This is a genomic window from Microbacterium sp. 2FI (assembly GCF_005502885.1).
Classification (GTDB): domain Bacteria; phylum Actinomycetota; class Actinomycetes; order Actinomycetales; family Microbacteriaceae; genus Microbacterium.
Map to the genome: position 1 here is coordinate 218,882 of NZ_SCMR01000001.1, position 17,016 is coordinate 235,897.

A 17,016-nucleotide genomic window follows, 5' to 3' on the forward strand; every position below is an offset into this window, starting at 1 on the left:
CGCGCGGGCGGGGCTCGCGCGCCGGATAGGGTTTCAGCATGACTGCGACCCCTCCCGGATGGTACGACGACGGCCGCGGCGCGCTGCGCTGGTGGGACGGCGTGCAGTGGACAGAGCACGTGCAGACGCCGGACGACGAGAGCGCAGCATCCGATTCCGCCGAAGCTGCCCCGCCGGCGCCGACTCTTCCCGGCGCGGCCGCGGCGACACCGGGCGCGGAGCCCTACCCCGGCGGCTATCCCGGCGGGTCGGCCGGTGGTCACACCGCGGTCTATCCGGCCGGTGACGCCGGATACCCCGTCGGCGCCGGCGGTGCGTTCTCCGCTGCGACCGAGCCGCAGAAGTCGAAGCGGGTCGTCTGGGTCGTCGTCGGCGTGGCGCTGCTGGCGATCGTGATCGCGGCGGCGGTGTTCATACCGCTGCTGTTCCTCTCGCTCGCGTCGGGTGGAGGCTCGGGATCGGGCACGACCGAGACGTCCGTCGAGCCGGCGACGGCCGACGAAGCTGCCGCGGTCGACGCGGTCGAACTGCTCGACGAGGCCTGGCAGACCGCCGACTGCGACAGTTATCTGCGGGCCACGACCGAGAACTTCCGCGAGCTCGACGGCTACGTCGACTGTGCCGACTTCGAAGCCCGGGCGCTCGATTTCGGTGAGACGACCGAGGACTACGTCGTCACAGTGACAGGGATATCGACGGATGCCGACGCCATTACGGTCTCGACCGTCGAGTCGTACCGGAGCGAATACGACCAGGAGGGCAACCCCACCGACGGCATGGGGGAGTACGAGTACCTCTACGACTACGTCGTGATCCCCGCCGGCGACACCTGGGCGATCGACGAGATCTACTGATGACCGGCGCCGCCGCCGAGCCGCGCCCGCGGGACGCCCGCTTCATCCTCACGTGCGTGGGGGTGGGGCTGCTCGCCGGGCTTCTGTCGGGCCTCTTCGGCGTCGGCGGCGGAACGGTGATCGTGCCGCTGCTGGTCTTGATCCTCGGCTTCGACCAGCGGCTCGCCGCCGGCACGTCGCTTGCGGCGATCGTCCCCACTGCGACGGTGGGCGTCATCTCCTATGCGATCCACGGGTCGGTCGCCTGGATCCCTGCGCTGCTGCTCGCCGTCGGCGCCGTCGTCGGTGCACAGATCGGCACCTGGCTGCTGCCCCGGATCTCGCTCACTGCGCTGCGCTGGGGGTTCGTCGGCTTCCTCGTGATCGTGATCGTGAGCCTCTTCCTCGTGATCCCCTCGCGCGAGGCCGAGCTGCCGCTCACCTTCCTCACGGGGGCCGCGCTGGTGCTGCTGGGCGTCTTCACCGGCACGGTCGCCGGACTCATCGGCGTGGGCGGCGGCATCATCGTCGTGCCCGCGCTCATGCTGCTCTTCGGCACGAGCGACCTCATCGCCAAGGGCACGTCGCTGCTCATGATGATCCCGACCGCCGTGTCGGGAACGGTCGGCAACATCAAGAGATCGAACGTCGACCTCGTCGCGGCGGCGATCATCGGCGGTGCCGCCTGCACGACCACCGCGCTCGGAGCCTGGATCGCGACGATCGTCGATCCCTTCGTCGGCAACGTGCTGTTCGCCGTGTTCCTCACGGTCATCGCCGTGCAGATGGCGCTGCGCGCGATCCGCGGGCGCAAGAAGAAGGCGTAGCGGGCGGGCGAGGTACCCGTCGGTAGGATGGCACGGTGCCAGTGAACCCCGAGATCGTCGGTCGAGAGTTTCCGCCGACGGCCCCCTACCTCGTGGGTCGTGAGAAGGTGCGCGAGTTCGCGCGTGCCGTCTTCGCCGATGACCCGCAGCACCTCGACCCGGCAGCGGCCCAGGCCCTGGGCTATGCCGACGTCGTCGCACCGCCGACCTTCGCGATGGTGGTGCAGGACCACACACTCCAGCAGCTGCTGGCCGAGCCCGATTCCGGCATCGTCCTCTCGCGGGTGCTCCACGCCGAGCAGCGCTTCCGCTACACGCGGCCGATCGTCGCCGGCGACGAGCTCACGGCGCGGCTGGCGGTCACCGGCATCCGCACCCTCGGGGGCAACGCGATGGTGACCAGCGATGCCGTCATCACCGATGCGGCAGGCGAGCACGTCGTGACCGCGACGTCTGTGCTGCTGGTCGGCGAGGGGGAGTCATGACCGCGTTGACCGTCGGCGAGATCGTCGCCGAGCGCACCGTGCACCTGACGCGCGAGTCGCTCGTGCGCTATGCGGGCGCGTCGGGCGACTTCAACCCGATCCACTATCGCGACGACGTCGCAGCCGCCGTCGGCCTTCCGGGCGTCCTCGCCCACGGGATGCTGACCATGGGCCTCGCCGTCGAGACCATCGTGCCGTGGCTCGGTGACGCGGGGCGCGTGCTCGAGTACGGCGTGCGGTTCACGCGGCCCGTCGTCGTGGACCCCGAGACCGGCGCCGACGTGACGGTCGTCGCGAAGGTCGGCGCGGTCGACGACGAGACCGCGCGCATCGACCTCACCGTGAGCCACGGCGAGACCACGGTGCTCGGCAAGGCGCAGGTGCGCATCCGGGTCGCGTAGCGCATGCCCGCTGTCACGCCTCTCCCGCTCGCTCAGCTGACGACGCTGCGCACGGGCGGCGCCCCGGCCCGCATGATCGACGCCACGACCGCCGACGAGCTCGAAGCGGCACTGCGCGACGTCTGGTCGAGCGGTGAGCCCTGGTTCGTGCTCGGCGGCGGGTCGAACCTCTTCGTCGGCGACGAGTCGTTCGAGGGCACGGTCGTGCGCATCCTCACGCGGGGCATCGAGCGGATGCCGTCGCCCCGGCCAGGTTTCGCGCGCCTGCGCGTGCAGGCGGGCCACGACTGGGATGCCCTGGTCGCCCATGCCGTCGCCGAGGGCCTCGCCGGGATCGAGGCTATGTCGGGGATCCCCGGCACCGTCGGCGCTGCACCCGTGCAGAACATCGGCGCGTACGGGCAGGAGATCGTGCAGACCCTCGTCGAGGTCGAGCTCATCGACGAATCGACCGGCGAGGTCTCGACGGTGCCTGCCGCCGAGCTCGGACTCGGCTTTCGCACGTCGGTGCTCAAGCACCACTACGGGTCGGTTCCCGAGCGCAGCGCGGTGATCCTGTCGGTGACCCTGGAACTCGCAGACGTCGGGCACACCGAGCGCCCGATCGTGGGCGAGCAGCTGCGGAGCGCCCTCGGGCTCACGCCCGATCAGACCGTGTCGGTCGCGTGGATCCGCGACCATGTGCTCGAGACACGCCGTCGGAAGGGAATGGTGCTCGACGCCGACGACCCCGACACCTACAGTGCGGGCTCGTTCTTCCAGAACGCGGTCGTGTCGGCATCCTTCGCCCGCACCCTTCCCGACGAATGCCCGCGGTGGCCGGTCAGCCCCGACCTCGACCCAGTGCTCGTCATCCCGCTCGCCGCCTTCGACGGGTACGTTCCGCCGGTGACCGCGACGGAGTCCGAGGTCAAGGTGAGTGCCGCGTGGCTCATCGAGCACTCGGGCGTGCGGAAGGGCTTCAAGCTGCCCCGCTCGCGCGCCGCCTTGTCGTCGAAGCACGCGCTCGCGCTCACGAACCGCGGCAGCGCGACGGCGGCCGAGCTCGCCGAGCTCGCGCGGTTCATCCAGGGGCGCGTGCAGTCCGAGTTCGGGCTGATCCTGCAGCCCGAACCCGTGCTGGTGAACGTCGAGCTCTAACGCGGCGTCAGGACGCGAAGAGCTCCTGCATGCGGCGTACGCCCTCGAGGAGCGCCTCGTCGCCGAGCGCGTACGACAGGCGGAGGTAGCCCGACGGACCGAAGGCCTCGCCGGGGACGACCGCGACCTCGGCCTTCTCGAGGATGAGGTCGGCGAGCTCGAGCGAGGTCGTCGGGGTCGAGCCGTGCCACTCGCGACCGAGCAGGCCCCGCACGTCGGGGTACGCGTAGAACGCGCCGAGCGGGTTCGGGACCATGACGCCCTCGATCTTCGACAGCTCGCCGACGATCAGCTTGCGGCGCCGGTCGAACGCGAGGCGCATCTGCTCGACCTCGGTCTGAGGGCCGGTGAGCGCTGCGAGCGCTGCGCGCTGCGCGATGTTGTTCACGTTCGAGCAGAGGTGCGACTGCAGATTGCCGGCGACCTTGATCGCATCCGCGGGGCCCACCATCCAGCCGAGCCGCCAGCCGGTCATCGCGTAGGTCTTGGCGACGCCGTTGACGAGGATCGTCTGGCCCGCGGCATCCGGCACGGCCTCGACGATCGAGACCGCACGCACGCCTTGGTAGACGAGGTTCTGGTAGATCTCGTCGGAGATGATCCAGATGCCGTGCTCCACGGCCCACTCGCCGATCGCCTTCGTCTCCTCGGGCGTGTAGACGGCACCGGTCGGGTTCGACGGCGACACGAACACGAGCGCGGTGGTGCGCTCGGTACGGGCGGCCTCGAGCTGCTCGACGGTGACCTTGTAGTCCTGGTCGGCGCCGGCGAACACCTCGACGGGGATGCCGTCGGCGAGCGCGATCGCCTCGGGGTACGTGGTCCAGTACGGCGCCGGCAGTAACACCTCGTCGCCCGGGTTCACGACGGCCTGGAACGCCTGGTACACCGCCTGCTTGCCGCCGTTGGTCACGATGACCTGCGACGGGTCGACCTCGAGGCCCGAGTCGCGCAGCGTCTTCGCGGCGATCGCCTCGCGCAGCACCGGGAGCCCGGCGGCGGGGGTGTAGCGGAAGTTCGCAGGGTCGTGGAGGGCCTCGGCGGCGGCATCCACGATGAACTGCGGCGTGGCGAAGTCTGGTTCGCCCGCCGCATAAGAGATGACGGGCCGGCCGGCGGCCTGCAGCGCCTTGGCCTTGGCGTCGACCTTGAGGGTCGCCGACTCGGCGATCGCGGAGAGTTTGCGGGAGAGCGGAGCACGTTCTGTCACGCGTACGAGCGTAGTCCGCTCGGCGCCGACGGACTGTCCGGATCACCTCCGCGCACGACACGCGACGGCCGATCGGATGCCGCCACTCCCGCAGGCGCCCCGGTGCGAGTAGGTTGGGCCCGTGGGAGCGTGGATGTGGGGGTCGGTCGTCATGGCCATCGCGCTGGTCATCGCGGGCGGGATCGCCTGGTGGCTGGCGAAGGGGTGTGCCGTCACGATCGTGGGCGCGGCGGGCGGCGTCGTGGGCGGCGTGGCAGCTCTGCTGTCGCTCGTGCTGCTGGTCGACCCCGATGCGGCGTTCCGCATGTCGGCGATCGTCACGGCCGTCGCCGGTGTCTGGCTCCTCGCGTGGGCGCTCGCCGGCGGGATCAAGGGGCAGCGCGCGCTTCGCGCGTCTGAGGAGGCCGATCTCGTCCGCATCGCGGCCGTGCAGCCCGAAGGCCGCGTCTAGGCAGCCGCCGGTTCGTCTCCGGCATCCACCGAATGGGGGATGCCGACTCCGACGGACGACGGCTGGCCACGGCATCCGTCACCGACCATGCTGAAGGCATGGACACACATGCGGTGCGGGTGCGGAACCTGCGAAAGACCTATGGTGATCGGGCAGTCGTCGACGGCGTCTCGTTCGACATCGTCCGCGGTGAGACGTTCGCGCTCCTCGGCCCGAACGGCGCCGGTAAGTCGACCACGGTCGAGATCCTCGAGGGCTACCGGCGCCGCACCGGCGGCGAGGTCGAGGTGCTCGGAGTCGACCCGGGTTCGGCCGGGCTCGACTGGAAAGCGCGCCTGGGCATCGTCCTGCAGTCGACGAGCCAGTCAGGCCTCGTCACGGTGCGCGAGCAGCTGCGCCAGTTCGCCGGGTTCTACCCCGATCCGCGCGACGTCGACGAGGTGATCGCGGCGGTCGGGCTCGAGGCGCAGGCGAAGACCCGCATCTCACGGCTCTCGGGGGGCCAGCAGCGGCGCGTCGACGTCGCCCTCGGCATCATCGGGCGGCCCGAGCTGCTGTTCCTCGACGAGCCGACGACCGGCTTCGACCCGCACGCGCGGCGTGAGTTCTGGGATCTGATCCGCATCCTGCAGTCCGAGGGCACCACGATCCTCTTGACGACGCACTATCTCGACGAGGCGGCGCAGCTCGCCGATCGGGTCGCCGTGATCGCGGCCGGTCGCATGCAGGCCATCGGACCCGTCGCCGGATTCGGCGGCGACGAGGCCCGCATGCCGGTCGTGCGGTGGAGCGAGGGCGGGATGCCGCGCGAGCAGCGCACCGCAGACCCGTTCGCCTTCGCCACCATCCTCGCCGCGCGGCTCGGGGAGGCACCGCCCGACATCGAGATCGTGCGTCCGAGTCTGGAGGACATCTACCTCGGACTGGTCGCCGACGCGGATGCCGCCGTCGCGGCATCCGTCACGGAAGGAACGAGCCGATGACCCTGTCAGCCGAAAGCCGCTCGCTGAGCGCGCGCGGCGCGACCAAGCGCACGCGCGGTTCGCGACGTGCGCGAAAAGGCATGCTCGCGACCGGTGCGTGGCGCGCGCGATTCGAGATCGTGCAGTACTTCCGCTCGGGCGAGACGGTGTTCTTCACGTTCCTCTTCCCGATCTTCATGCTCGGGCTGTTCAATGTCGCCTTCGGCTCGGACGGCGACGTGCAGATCGCACCCGGCGTGCCCCCGATCTCGATGGGCGAGCTGTACCTGCCGGGCATGCTGGCGGCGGGCCTGCTGCTCTCGGGCTTCCAGAATCTGGCGATGGACATCGCGATCGAGCGATCCGACGGCATGCTCAAGCGCCTGGGTGGCACGCCGCTCTCACCCGTCAGCTACTTCATCGGCAAGATGGGGCAGGTCGCCGTGACCGGTGTCCTGCAGGCCGGGCTCCTCATGACCTTCGCGGTGGTGGTGCTCGGGGTGGAGCTGCCCACCGAGCCTGAGCGCTGGGCGACGTTCGCGTGGGTGTTCGTGCTGGGGATCATCACGTCCGCGCTGCTGGGCATCGCACTGTCGGCGGTTCCGCGCACCGGCAAGAGCGCGACGGCCGTCGTCGTGCCGATCGCGCTGGCGCTGCAGTTCATCTCCGGCGTGTACCTCCTCTTCTCGCAGCTGCCGGAGTGGCTGCAGAACGTCGCGGGGATCTTCCCGCTGAAGTGGATGGCGCAGGGGATGCGTGCCGTGTTCCTCCCCGACGAGTTCGCGACCCTCGAACAGGGCGGCGAGTGGAACCTCGCCGGAGTCGCGATAGCGCTCGGAGTGTGGCTCGTGATCGGGCTCGTGCTCTCGCGCCTCACCTTCCGATGGATCCGGCGCGACGCGTAGCCTGACGCTGGGGCCTCGCGGCCGCCGAAGGATGGGACACATGCTCAAGCCACGCTGGTGGGATGTCACGGTCGGCGCCGGGTCGTTCGCGATCGCCGTGGGGCTGATGTTCGGGTTCGGCCCGGTCGGCCAGCCGCGACAGGCCGTCGCGCTCGCCTCGATCGCGCTGTTCGTCCTCGGCTACGTGCTCATCGGCCGAGCGACCATCGGCAACCCGCCTCCCGGCTGGCGGTTTCCGGCCTTCCTCGCGGTGGCGGCGCTCGCCGTGGGAGTGGGAGCGGCCGCGGCGCCGTTCCTGGCCATTCTGCAGACGCTTGCGTACCCGCTCGTGTGGGTCGTCGGCGACACCCGCCGCCGCGGCATCCTCGGCTCCGTGGTCATCGCTGCGAGCGTGTTCGCGGGGTTCTTCATCGGCGGCGGCTTCACCGCCGATGCGGCGATCTCGGGCGCGACGACCGCGACCTTCTCGGTGGTGTTCGCCACCGCGCTCGGCCTCTGGATCGCCAGCATCGCCGAGTACGGCGATGAGCGTGCGCGACTTCTCGCCGAACTCACCGCCGCGCAGGACGAGGTCGAGGCGCTCAGCCGCGATCGCGGCGCGGCGGAAGAGCGCGAGCGGCTGGCCCGCGACATCCACGACACGCTCGCGCAGACGCTCGCCGGCCTCGTGATCCTCGCCGAGCGCGCAGGGCGCCAATCGCGCGACGGCGAGACGGATGCCGCGGCCACGACCATCGCGACCGTCGAACAGGTCGCCCGCGATGCTCTGGGCGAGGCTCGGGCGCTCGTCGCGCGCACGGCGGCGGTTCCTTCGGAGCCGGCGTTCGAATCGGCCGTGGAGAGACTGGTCGAGCGCTTCCGGGCGCATGACGGCGCCGCGATCGTCCTCGACCGTGACGAGATCGCGGGCGCGCTCGACCGAGACGCTCAGGTGGTGCTGCTGCGGTGCCTGCAGGAGACGCTGTCCAACGTCGCGAAGCACGCCGGCGCGTCGCGGGTTGTCGTGCGGGTCGGCGTCGACGCCGGCGGCGGCTCCCGGCTCGAAGTCGTCGACGACGGCCGCGGGTTCGACGGCGCGTCACCCAGTTTGGGATTCGGGATCGAGGGGATGCGCGAACGCGTCGCCCTGGCCGGGGGAGTCCTCGACGTTCATTCACGACCCGGGGAGGGGACGGCGCTGCGGGTCGTCCTGCCCGCGCGGATGATGGCGGAGGGCGCGCTGTGATCCGACTGCTCATCGCCGACGACCATCCGATCGTCCGGTCGGGGTTGGCTGGGCTCCTGTCGGACGAGCCCGGCTTCGAGGTGGTCGGCGAGGCCGCCGACGGCGACGAGGCGGTGCGTCTCGCGGTGGCGACGCGGCCCGACGTCGTGCTGATGGATCTCCGGATGCCGGGCGTCGACGGCGTCGCGGCGACCACCCGGATCGTCGCCGGCGAGGCGGGCGATCCGCCGCCGCGCGTGCTGATCCTGACCACCTACGAGTCCGACGACCAGATCCTCGCGGCCATCGAGGCGGGGGCGTCGGGGTACCTGCTCAAGGCCGCGCCGCGGGCCGAGATCGTCGCCGGCATCCGCTCGGTCGCCGCCGGTCAGTCGGCGCTGTCGCCGCAGGTGGCGGTTCGGCTCGTCGAGCGGATGCGGCGGCCCGAGCCCGACGCCGTGCTCACCGCGCGAGAGACCGAGGTGCTGCGCCTCGTCGCGACCGGCCACAGCAACAAGCAGGCGGCCGCGGTTCTCGGCATCGGCGAGTCGACCGTGAAGACCCACCTGCTGAAGGTCTTCGAGAAGCTCGGCGTCGCCGACCGGACACGAGCGGTGACCCTGGCGATGGAGCGCGGCATCCTGTCCTGAGTCGAACGCACCCGTGTTCGGGGCGCGAGTCGTGCGCGACACAACGTGATGTTCGGCGTGTCGCGCACGGACCGCGCCCCAACCCGGTGGGGAGGTCAGTCGGCGTCGACGAGGAACTTCGCGTACGCGCCGAGGGTCAGAAACGCCGGGAACTCGATGCCGAGAGCCACGTCGCGGAAGATCTCCGCCGCGTCGTCGAACCGGTCGCCGTCCCGCCGCTCGACCTCGCCGAGCACTTGGGTGATCAGCCCTTCGATGTAGTCACGGGTGATCGGGGTGCCGTCCTCGGTGGAGCGGTCCTGGTGGATCCACTGCCACACCTGGCTTCGCGAGATCTCAGCGGTCGCGGCATCCTCCATGAGGTTGTCGATCGCGACGGCGCCGAGCCCCCGCAGCCATGCCTCGAGGTAGCGCACGGCCACCGACACGTTCGCGTGGACGCCGGCCGCCGTCACCGGGCGCCCGATGTGGACGTCGAGCAGGTCCGCCGCTTTCACCTGGACGTCGTCGCGCTGACGGTCGATCTGGTTCGGCCGGTCGCCGAGCACCGCGTCGAACTCGGCGCGCGCGACCGGGATGAGGTCGGGATGCGCCACCCACGTGCCGTCGAAGCCGTCGCCGGCCTCGCGCTTCTTGTCTGCTGCGACCTTTTCGAACGCGCGCTCGGTGACCTCCGGGTCACGGCGGTTCGGGATGAACGCGCTCATGCCCCCGATCGCGAAGGCTCCGCGCTTGTGGCACGTCTTCACGAGCAGCTCGGTGTACGCCCGCATGAACGGCACCGTCATCGTCACCTCGCTGCGGTCGGGGAGGACGAAGCGCGCTCCGCGCCCGCGGTAGTTCTTGATGATCGAGAAGATGTAGTCCCACCGGCCGGCGTTCAGCCCCGCGATATGGTCACGCAGCTCGAAGAGGATCTCCTCCATCTCGAACGCGGCCGGCAGCGTCTCGATGAGCACGGTCGCGCGGATCGTTCCGTGCGGGATGCCGACATGCTGCTCGCTGAAGGTGAAGATGTCGTCCCACAGCTTCGCCTCCTCCGCCGATTCGAGCTTGGCGATGTAGAAGTACGGTCCGCGGCCGTTCGCGATGAGGGCTGCTGCGTTGTGGAAGAAGTACAGCCCGAAGTCGACGAGCGAGCCCGACGCCGCCATCTCGCGGCCGGCGCGGTCGGTGAAGCGGATGTGCTGCTCGGTGAGGTGCCAGCCGCGCGGGCGCATCACGATCGTGGGCGTCTCGGTGGCGGTGACCTCGTACCGCTTGCCGTCGGGGCTCGTGAAGCTCAGCTCGCCCCGGATCGCGTCGCGCAGCGACAGCTGGCCCTCGATCACGTTCTTCCAGGTGGGGCTCGTGGCGTCCTCCTGGTCGGCGAGCCAGACCTTCGCGCCCGAGTTCAGCGCGTTGATCGTCATCTTCGGGTCGGTCGGACCCGTGATCTCGACCCGGCGGTCCTCGAGGCCGGGACCGGCACCGGCCACCTTCCATTCGGCATCCTCGCGGATATGTGCGGTGTCGTCGCGGAAGTGCGGGTCGCGCCCGTTGCCGATCTCGTAGCGGCGGCGCATGCGGTCGGCGAGCCGGTCGTGCCGGCGGCCCGAGAAGCGCTGGTGCAGCTCGGCGAGGAAGGCGACGGCATCCGGGGTGAGGATCTCGTCGTAGCGATCGCGGAGGGGGCCGGTAATGGTCATTGCGGTACTGCCGGTCGCGATCGGCCCGGTGGTCGGGCGGATGTCGTCGATCTCGGTGGTGGGCGGCGAGCCGGTGTCGATGATGGTCATGATGTTCTCCTGTTCAGGTGGGCGAGACGACGCAGAATGTCGCTGCGTGGCGCTGGCGGCGCATTCTGCGTCGTCTCGCCGGGTGCTCTTGGTCAGTGGAACTGCTGTGCCTCGGTGGATCCCGCCAGGGCGAGGGTGGCGCTGTCGGGGTTGAGCGCCGTGGAAACGCGGTCGAAGTAGCCGGTGCCTGCCTCGCGCTGGTGCTTGGTGGCGGTGTAGCCGCGAGCCTCGGCGGCGAACTCGGCCTCCTGCAGCTCGACGTACGCGCTCATGGCGCGCTCGGCGTAGCCCGAGGCCAGGTCGAACATCGAGTAGTTCAGGGCGTGGAAGCCGGCCAGCGTGATGAACTGGAACTTGTAGCCGAGGTCGGCCAGCTCCTGCTGGAAGGTTGCGATCTGCTGGTCGTCGAGGTGGCGCTTCCAGTTGAACGACGGCGAGCAGTTGTACGCGAGCAGCTTGCCCGGATACTGCTCGTGGATCGCCGCGGCGAAGGCGCGTGCCAGCTCGATGTCGGGCTCGCCCGTCTCGACCCAGATGAGGTCGGCGTACGGGGCGAAGGCGAGGCCGCGGCTGATGACCGCGTCGAGGCCGGGGGTCACCCGGTAGAAGCCCTCGCTCGTGCGCTCGCCGGTGGTGAACTCCTGGTCTCGCTCGTCGACGTCGCTGGTGAGCAGGTCGGCGGCGAGTGCGTCGGTGCGGGCGATGATGACGGTCGGCACGCCCGCGACGTCGGCGGCGAGCCGCGCGGCGTTGAGGGTGCGGATGTGCTGCTGCGTGGGCACCAGCACCTTGCCGCCGAGGTGGCCGCACTTCTTCTCGCTCGCGAGCTGGTCCTCCCAGTGGATGCCGGCGGCGCCCGACTGGATGAGCGACTGCGCGAGTTCGTAGGCGTTGAGCGGCCCGCCGAACCCGGCCTCCGCGTCCGCGACGATCGGCGCGAGCCAGTCCTGGGTCGTGTCGCCTTCGGCGTGCTCGATCTGGTCCTGGCGGATCAGCGCGTTGTTGATCCGGCGCACGACCGCCGGCACCGAGTTCGCCGGGTAGAGGCTCTGGTCGGGGTAGGTCTGCCCGGCGAGGTTGCCGTCGGCGGCGACCTGCCACCCGCTCAGGTAGATGGCCTTCAGGCCCGCTCGCACCTGCTGTACCGCCTGGCCGCCGGTGTACGCACCGAGCGCGCGGATGTAGTCCTCGGTGTGCAGGAGGTTCCAGAGGTTCTCGGCGCCGCGGTGGGCGAGCGTCGACTCCTCGCGCACCGAGCCGCGCAACGCGATGACGTCGTCGGCGGTGTAGGTGCGCTCGATGCCGTCCCAGCGGGGGTCGGTGTCCCAGATCTCCTGGAGCTCGGCGGCGGTCTGCGTCTGGTCGCCTGCACGAAGGGGGGGGCGGCCGGGCGTTGCGTGGATCGTCATGTCGTTCTCCTGAGTCGGATGCCGCATCCTTCGCGGCTGGTCGTGTGTCCACTCTGCGGTGAAGTTCCAGCGGTACCCCGACGATTTCGGGTGTGAAGTTTTCGGGTATTTCCGCTTTCGTGACAGAATCACCGCATGACGACGTCGTTCACCCGCGATCCGCTGGCAGACCTCCCCGACGATGGGGATGTGGACTCCCTCACGATCGGCCGCCGCATCCGGCAGCTGCGCACCGACCGCGGCATGACGCTCGAAGAGCTCGCGACCGCGGTCGACCGGGTGCCGAGCCAGCTGTCGATGATCGAGAACGGGCGGCGTGAGCCGAAGCTCACCCTGCTCCAGGCGATCGCGCGGGCGCTCGGCTCATCCCTCGACGCGATCCTCGAGTCCGAGCCCCTCGATGAGCGGGCGACCCTCGAGATCGCGCTCGAGCGGGCGATGCGCGGGCAGACCTTTCAGGCCCTCGGCATCCCCCCTTTCCGCATCGCGAAGACCGTGCCGACCGATGCGCTCAAGGCCATGCTCTCGCTCCAGGCCGAGATCGAGCGACTGCGCGACGAGCGCGCCGCGACCCCCGAAGAGGCGCGGCGGGCGAACGTGGCGCTGCGGCGACTCATGCGCACGCAGAACAACTACTTCGCCGACCTCGAACAGCAGGCCCGGGCGCTGCTTGCGGCCGTCGACCACCCCGGTGGTCCGCTCACGCAGCGGACGGCATCCGACATCGCCGCCCATCTCGGCTTCACGCTCCACTACGTGCCCGACCTGCCGCAGACGACGCGTTCCGTCGCCGACATCAAGAACGGGCGGCTGTACCTCTCGAGCAGACTGGCCTCGAAGGGCGATCCGCGCACCGCCGTGCTGCAGGCCCTGTCGAGCCGCATCCTCGGCCATCGTGAGCCGACGTCGTACGCCGACTTCCTCCGCCAGCGCGTCGAGACGAACTACCTCACCGGAGCGCTGCTGATTCCCGAGGCGCACGCCGTGCCGTTCCTGCAGGACGCGAAGGGCGACCGCGCGATCTCGATCGAAGACCTGCGCGACGCGTACTCCGTCTCGTACGAGACGGCAGCGCACCGCTTCACGAATCTCGCGACCGTGCATCTCGGCATCCCGGTGCACTTCCTCAAGGTCCACGAGTCGGGGACGATCACCAAGGCGTACGAGAACGACGACGTCAACTTCCCGACCGACCGCCTCGGCGCGATCGAGGGCCAGATGTGCTGCCGCCGGTGGACGTCGCGCGTGGTCTTCGACGAGGACGACCATTTCAACCCGTACTACCAGTACACCGACACCGGCAACGGCACGTACTGGTGCACCGCGCGCGTCGAGCTCTCGAGCGAGGGCGCCCACTCGGTCAGCGTCGGCGTGCGCTTCGACGACACCAAGTGGTTCCTCGGGCGCGACACCCCGAACCGCGGGGTGTCGAAGCACTCGGTCGAGGTGTGCTGCCGTCGGGCACCCGCCGACCTCGAGGCGGCGTGGCGCGAGAACTCGTGGCCGAACGTGCGCACCCCGCGCACGCTGCTCGCGACGCTGCCGACCGGTGCGTTCCCGGGCGTGGACACGACCGACGTGTACGAGTTCCTCGAGGCCCACGCCCCCCGCTGACCCGCTCCCGGCCGTTTACGGACGGGACGCGCCGCGCGCGCGGGGCTCAGCCGCGGCGTGTTCCGTCCGCAAACGGAAGGGGGGAGGGGTCAGCGGCCGGCGATCCGATCGGCGACCGACGCCGGCCACGCGGTGTGGGCTGACGACGACCGCTGCTCGAGCGCGTCTGCCGTGCGGTACGCGGCGTAGATCCCCTGCACGGCGGCCCACCGCAGCGGTTCGATCTCCCAGCGCTTCGCCCGGTGGTCGACCCACGGCAGGCGGACGAGATCGGTGTCGCGCTCGAGCACGAGGTCGGCGAGCGTGCGGCCGGCGAGGTTCGTCGCGGTGACGCCGGTGCCGACATAGCCCCCGGCCCAGCCGAGCCCGGTGGCGCGATCGTGGCCGACGGTCGCAGCCCAGTCGCGGGGCACGCCCAGTACTCCCGCCCACGCGTGCGCGATCGGCACCTCGGCTGCATCGGGGAAGAAGTCGCGCAGGTGCGCCGCGAGCGCCGTGATCGTGCGACCCTGCGTCGAGCCGTCGGTGTCGACGCGAGACCCGTAGCGATAGGGCACGCCGCGCCCACCGAACGCGATGCGGTCGTCAGTGGTGCGCTGCGCGTACATGTACACGTGCGCGAAGTCGCCGAGCGTCTCGCGGCCATCCCAGCCGACCTTCGCCCAGAACGATGCGGGAAGCGGGTCGGTGACGATCATCGAAGAGTTCATCGGCAGCCATGTGCGGTGCTCGCCGCGAAGGTCGGCGGTGAATCCCTCGGTCGCCCGGATCACGTGCGCCGCGCGCACGGTGCCTCGGTCGGTGACGGCGCGACCGGGCGCGATCTCGGTCACGCGGGTGTCTTCGTGGATCACGACGCCCAGCCGCTCCACGGCCACGGCGAGACCCGACGCCAGCTTCGCGGGGTGGACGCGCGCACAGTGCGGGTGCCAGATGCCGCCGAGGATGCCGGCGACGGCGATGCGGGTTGCTGCGGCAGCGGCATCCGATTCCTCGATGTCGGTGTGGGGCCACTCGCGCTCGTGCGCGGCGGCCGCGCGGAGGCGGGCGAGCTGCGCGGGGGTGCGCGCGATCTCGAATTCGCCGCCCTTGACGATATCGGCGTCGATGCCCTCGTGTGCGGCGACCGCGATCACCTCGTCGACCGACGCGTTGAGGGCGAGCTGCTGCGCGGCGCCGCCCTCGCGGCCGTACCGCTCGCGCCCGCCCGTGACCGAGTTCGTCAGCCAGCCGCCGTTGCGACCCGAGGCGCCGAAGCCGGCGAAGCGCGCCTCGAGGACGACGATGCGGAGGTCGGGCTGCAGGGACTTCAGGTAGTACGCCGTCCAGAGCCCGGTGTAGCCGGCGCCGACGATCGCGACATCGGCGTCGGTGTCACCGGCGAGGGGATGCCGCGGCTCGGGGGTGCCGCCGAGATCGCGCCACCACCACGAAACGTCTCCGTTGGGCACGCGCGATTCGGTCATGCGCACATCCTCTCGCGGCGCACTCCTGACGGTGCCTGCCGAGCGGTTCGCGCTGTCCGAACCTGCATGCGCTGCCGAACACATCGACCGCGGATGCCGGTTTCGACAGCGCGTGCCGGATTCACGAACGCAGCGCGTGCAGGGCGGCCCACAGCTCGGCGCGCACCGCGAACGAGGTGAGATCGCGCGCGAGCAGTCGCTCCGCCAGCGCCAGTCGGGTGCGGATCGTGTGCCGGTGGACGCCGAGCGCCCGGGCCGACGCTTCGTGCGAGCAGTCGTTCTCGAGCCAGGCCCGCAGTGTGGCGAGCAGCTCCGAGCCCTGCTCACGGTCGTGGTCCTCGAGCGGAGCAAGCTCGGCTTCCGCGAGCGCACGCGCATCGCCCGACAGTGCCGAGAGCACGCCCGAGCGCGCGACCTCGGCGAACGCCGTGACGCGCCCGGCGCCGCGATCGCGCGCGGCCCGTGCCTGCCCGACGGCGGCCCGGAACCCGTCGTAGCCGGTCGCATCCGAGACGCCGAGCCGCATGTCGAACCGCTCGGCGACCTCGTCGATGACGCCGTGGTCGCCCGCAGGAACGACGACGACCACGCCGTCGTCGCCCCGCCCGAAGAAGAGCGAACCGCGCTTCTCGTCGGCGCGCAGTTCGAGGAGCTCGGCGATGCCGTCGATACGGGATGCCGCAGCCTCCGTCACCGCGACGACCACCGGGGCAGGGGGGAGCGACCCCCACAGGTCGCGCGAGATGCGGCGGGCGAGCGTCGGATCGTCGGTGAGGAGCGACTGCACGAGCCCCGCGCGAAGCGAGTTGCGGGCGCGGCTCAGGCCCTGCTGCTGCTCGAGGGCGAGGCCGGCCATCGCGATCACGGCGGTCACGACGCCGCGACCCTCCTGGTCGAGGTCGCCCGCGGCGATCGCGATCACGCCCCGCAGATGCCCACCGCGCCCGAGCGTCTGCAGGGTGAAGGGGGTGTCGCCGATCCGCATCGCGGATCCTGCCCGGGCGCCGCGACGAAGCACCGCGGCCACTTCTCCTCGCACCGACTCGGCGGTCGCGGCATCCAATCCGTCGGACGGGTGTTCGCGGGTGAGCTCGCCCACCGCGTCGTACATGCCGACCCACGTGTCGAGCTGACGTGCCAGCTCGGCGAGCGTTGCGCCGAGCCCATCGGGCCGGAGCGCCGCGAGGGCGATCGCGCGCTGCGCGGCGAGCGCCCAGCTGCGGCGGGCGTACGACTGCGCGGCGATGGCCTCGGCGTTGGCCCGCGCGAGGGCGATGAACGGCGTCTTGTAGGGGACTTCGAACAGCGGCATCCGCCGCGCGCGGCACGCCTCGGCGAGGGCGAGGGGGATGCCGGAGCGCGCGACCTCGGTGCCGAAGCCGAGTCCGACGACTCCGCGCCCGGCAAGGCGGTCGACGTACGCGCGAAACTGGCCCGGGTCATCGCCGTCGAACTGCGTGCCCGTGGTGAGGAGCACGAGGCCCTCGGAGAGGAACGGCGTCGGGTCGGCGAGGTCGGAGCTGTGCACCCAGCGGATCTCGCGGTCGAGGGCGCCCTCGTCGATGGCGTGGGTGTCATCGAGGCGGAGCACCAGGTCGCGGCGCGCCAACAGCGCGCGAAGGGTGGGTGCATCGGTCGTGGACTCCACGGCGACTCCGATCGGTATGTACGAGCTGTACAT

General features: G+C 70.8%; 16 protein-coding genes. 11 read left to right on the forward strand and 5 right to left on the reverse strand.

Features of this window, described 5'->3' with window-relative positions:
• Window positions 1-38: 38 nt before the first annotated feature.
• From FFS15_RS18740 to FFS15_RS01010, 5 genes are read left to right on the forward strand one after another with little or no spacing between them, the layout of a single operon-like run.
• The gene (locus FFS15_RS18740) at window positions 39-854 is read left to right on the forward strand and encodes a DUF2510 domain-containing protein (RefSeq protein WP_212743090.1); all 816 of its coding nucleotides are present in this window, start codon (window positions 39-41) and stop codon (window positions 852-854) included.
• A complete protein-coding gene (locus tag FFS15_RS00995; RefSeq protein WP_137843131.1) occupies window positions 854-1,660 on the forward strand; it encodes a sulfite exporter TauE/SafE family protein in 807 nt (268 codons plus the stop codon). The genes FFS15_RS18740 and FFS15_RS00995 overlap by 1 nt, the downstream gene beginning before the upstream one ends.
• A gap of 35 nt (window positions 1,661-1,695) precedes the next feature.
• On the forward strand, window positions 1,696-2,145 hold the full coding sequence (locus FFS15_RS01000; RefSeq protein WP_137843132.1) for a MaoC family dehydratase N-terminal domain-containing protein: 450 nt from the start codon (window positions 1,696-1,698) through the stop codon (window positions 2,143-2,145).
• A complete protein-coding gene (locus tag FFS15_RS01005; protein ID WP_137843133.1) occupies window positions 2,142-2,546 on the forward strand; it encodes a MaoC/PaaZ C-terminal domain-containing protein in 405 nt (134 codons plus the stop codon). Before FFS15_RS01000 ends, FFS15_RS01005 begins: the two co-directional genes overlap by 4 nt.
• 3 nt (window positions 2,547-2,549) lie before the next feature.
• On the forward strand, window positions 2,550-3,686 hold the full coding sequence (locus FFS15_RS01010) for a UDP-N-acetylmuramate dehydrogenase (RefSeq protein ID WP_137843134.1): 1,137 nt from the start codon (window positions 2,550-2,552) through the stop codon (window positions 3,684-3,686).
• 7 nt (window positions 3,687-3,693) lie between these two features.
• On the opposite strand, the gene FFS15_RS01015 is transcribed toward FFS15_RS01010, so the two are convergent.
• Window positions 3,694-4,896, reverse strand: coding sequence for a pyridoxal phosphate-dependent aminotransferase (locus FFS15_RS01015; protein ID WP_137843135.1), 1,203 nt, complete (start codon window positions 4,894-4,896; stop codon window positions 3,694-3,696).
• Between the two features lie 121 nt (window positions 4,897-5,017).
• Here FFS15_RS01015 and FFS15_RS01020 point away from each other — a divergent pair, with 121 nt between their 5' ends.
• The 5 genes from FFS15_RS01020 to FFS15_RS01040 all read left to right on the forward strand — a co-directional run bounded on the left by FFS15_RS01020 (window position 5,018) and on the right by FFS15_RS01040 (window position 9,068).
• Window positions 5,018-5,347 carry a hypothetical protein gene (locus FFS15_RS01020; RefSeq protein WP_137843136.1) on the forward strand — a complete coding sequence of 110 codons (330 nt, stop codon included), beginning with the start codon at window positions 5,018-5,020 and terminating at the stop codon, window positions 5,345-5,347.
• A gap of 98 nt (window positions 5,348-5,445) precedes the next feature.
• Window positions 5,446-6,330 carry an ABC transporter ATP-binding protein gene (locus tag FFS15_RS01025; RefSeq protein WP_137843137.1) on the forward strand — a complete coding sequence of 295 codons (885 nt, stop codon included), beginning with the start codon at window positions 5,446-5,448 and terminating at the stop codon, window positions 6,328-6,330.
• Between the two features lie 80 nt (window positions 6,331-6,410).
• Window positions 6,411-7,214, forward strand: a complete 804-nt coding sequence (locus FFS15_RS01030) for an ABC transporter permease (protein WP_249353649.1) — start codon at window positions 6,411-6,413, stop codon at window positions 7,212-7,214.
• A 40-nt stretch (window positions 7,215-7,254) separates the two neighbouring features.
• Window positions 7,255-8,439 carry a sensor histidine kinase gene (locus FFS15_RS01035; RefSeq protein WP_137843139.1) on the forward strand — a complete coding sequence of 395 codons (1,185 nt, stop codon included), beginning with the start codon at window positions 7,255-7,257 and terminating at the stop codon, window positions 8,437-8,439.
• Window positions 8,436-9,068 (forward strand): response regulator transcription factor, encoded by a 633-nt coding sequence (locus FFS15_RS01040; RefSeq protein ID WP_137843140.1) that lies wholly within the window; start codon window positions 8,436-8,438, stop codon window positions 9,066-9,068. Before FFS15_RS01035 ends, FFS15_RS01040 begins: the two co-directional genes overlap by 4 nt.
• Before the next feature lie 95 nt (window positions 9,069-9,163).
• Here the strand turns inward: FFS15_RS01040 and aceB are convergent, their stop codons facing one another.
• Entirely contained in the window at window positions 9,164-10,756 is a 1,593-nt protein-coding gene (aceB, locus tag FFS15_RS01045) for a malate synthase A (RefSeq protein ID WP_249353651.1), read from the reverse strand.
• Between the two features lie 182 nt (window positions 10,757-10,938).
• Window positions 10,939-12,255, reverse strand: coding sequence for an isocitrate lyase (aceA, locus tag FFS15_RS01050; protein ID WP_137843142.1), 1,317 nt, complete (start codon window positions 12,253-12,255; stop codon window positions 10,939-10,941).
• Window positions 12,256-12,390: 135 nt separating this feature from the next.
• Between aceA and FFS15_RS01055 the strand changes: the two genes are divergently transcribed.
• The gene (locus tag FFS15_RS01055; RefSeq protein WP_137843143.1) at window positions 12,391-13,869 is read left to right on the forward strand and encodes a helix-turn-helix transcriptional regulator; all 1,479 of its coding nucleotides are present in this window, start codon (window positions 12,391-12,393) and stop codon (window positions 13,867-13,869) included.
• 89 nt (window positions 13,870-13,958) lie between these two features.
• Here the strand turns inward: FFS15_RS01055 and FFS15_RS01060 are convergent, their stop codons facing one another.
• Window positions 13,959-15,335, reverse strand: coding sequence for an FAD-dependent oxidoreductase (locus FFS15_RS01060; protein ID WP_137843144.1), 1,377 nt, complete (start codon window positions 15,333-15,335; stop codon window positions 13,959-13,961).
• A 121-nt stretch (window positions 15,336-15,456) separates the two neighbouring features.
• Complete coding sequence (locus FFS15_RS01065) at window positions 15,457-16,983, reverse strand: PucR family transcriptional regulator (protein WP_349290443.1); 1,527 nt, start codon at window positions 16,981-16,983, stop codon at window positions 15,457-15,459.
• Window positions 16,984-17,016: the final 33 nt, after the last annotated feature.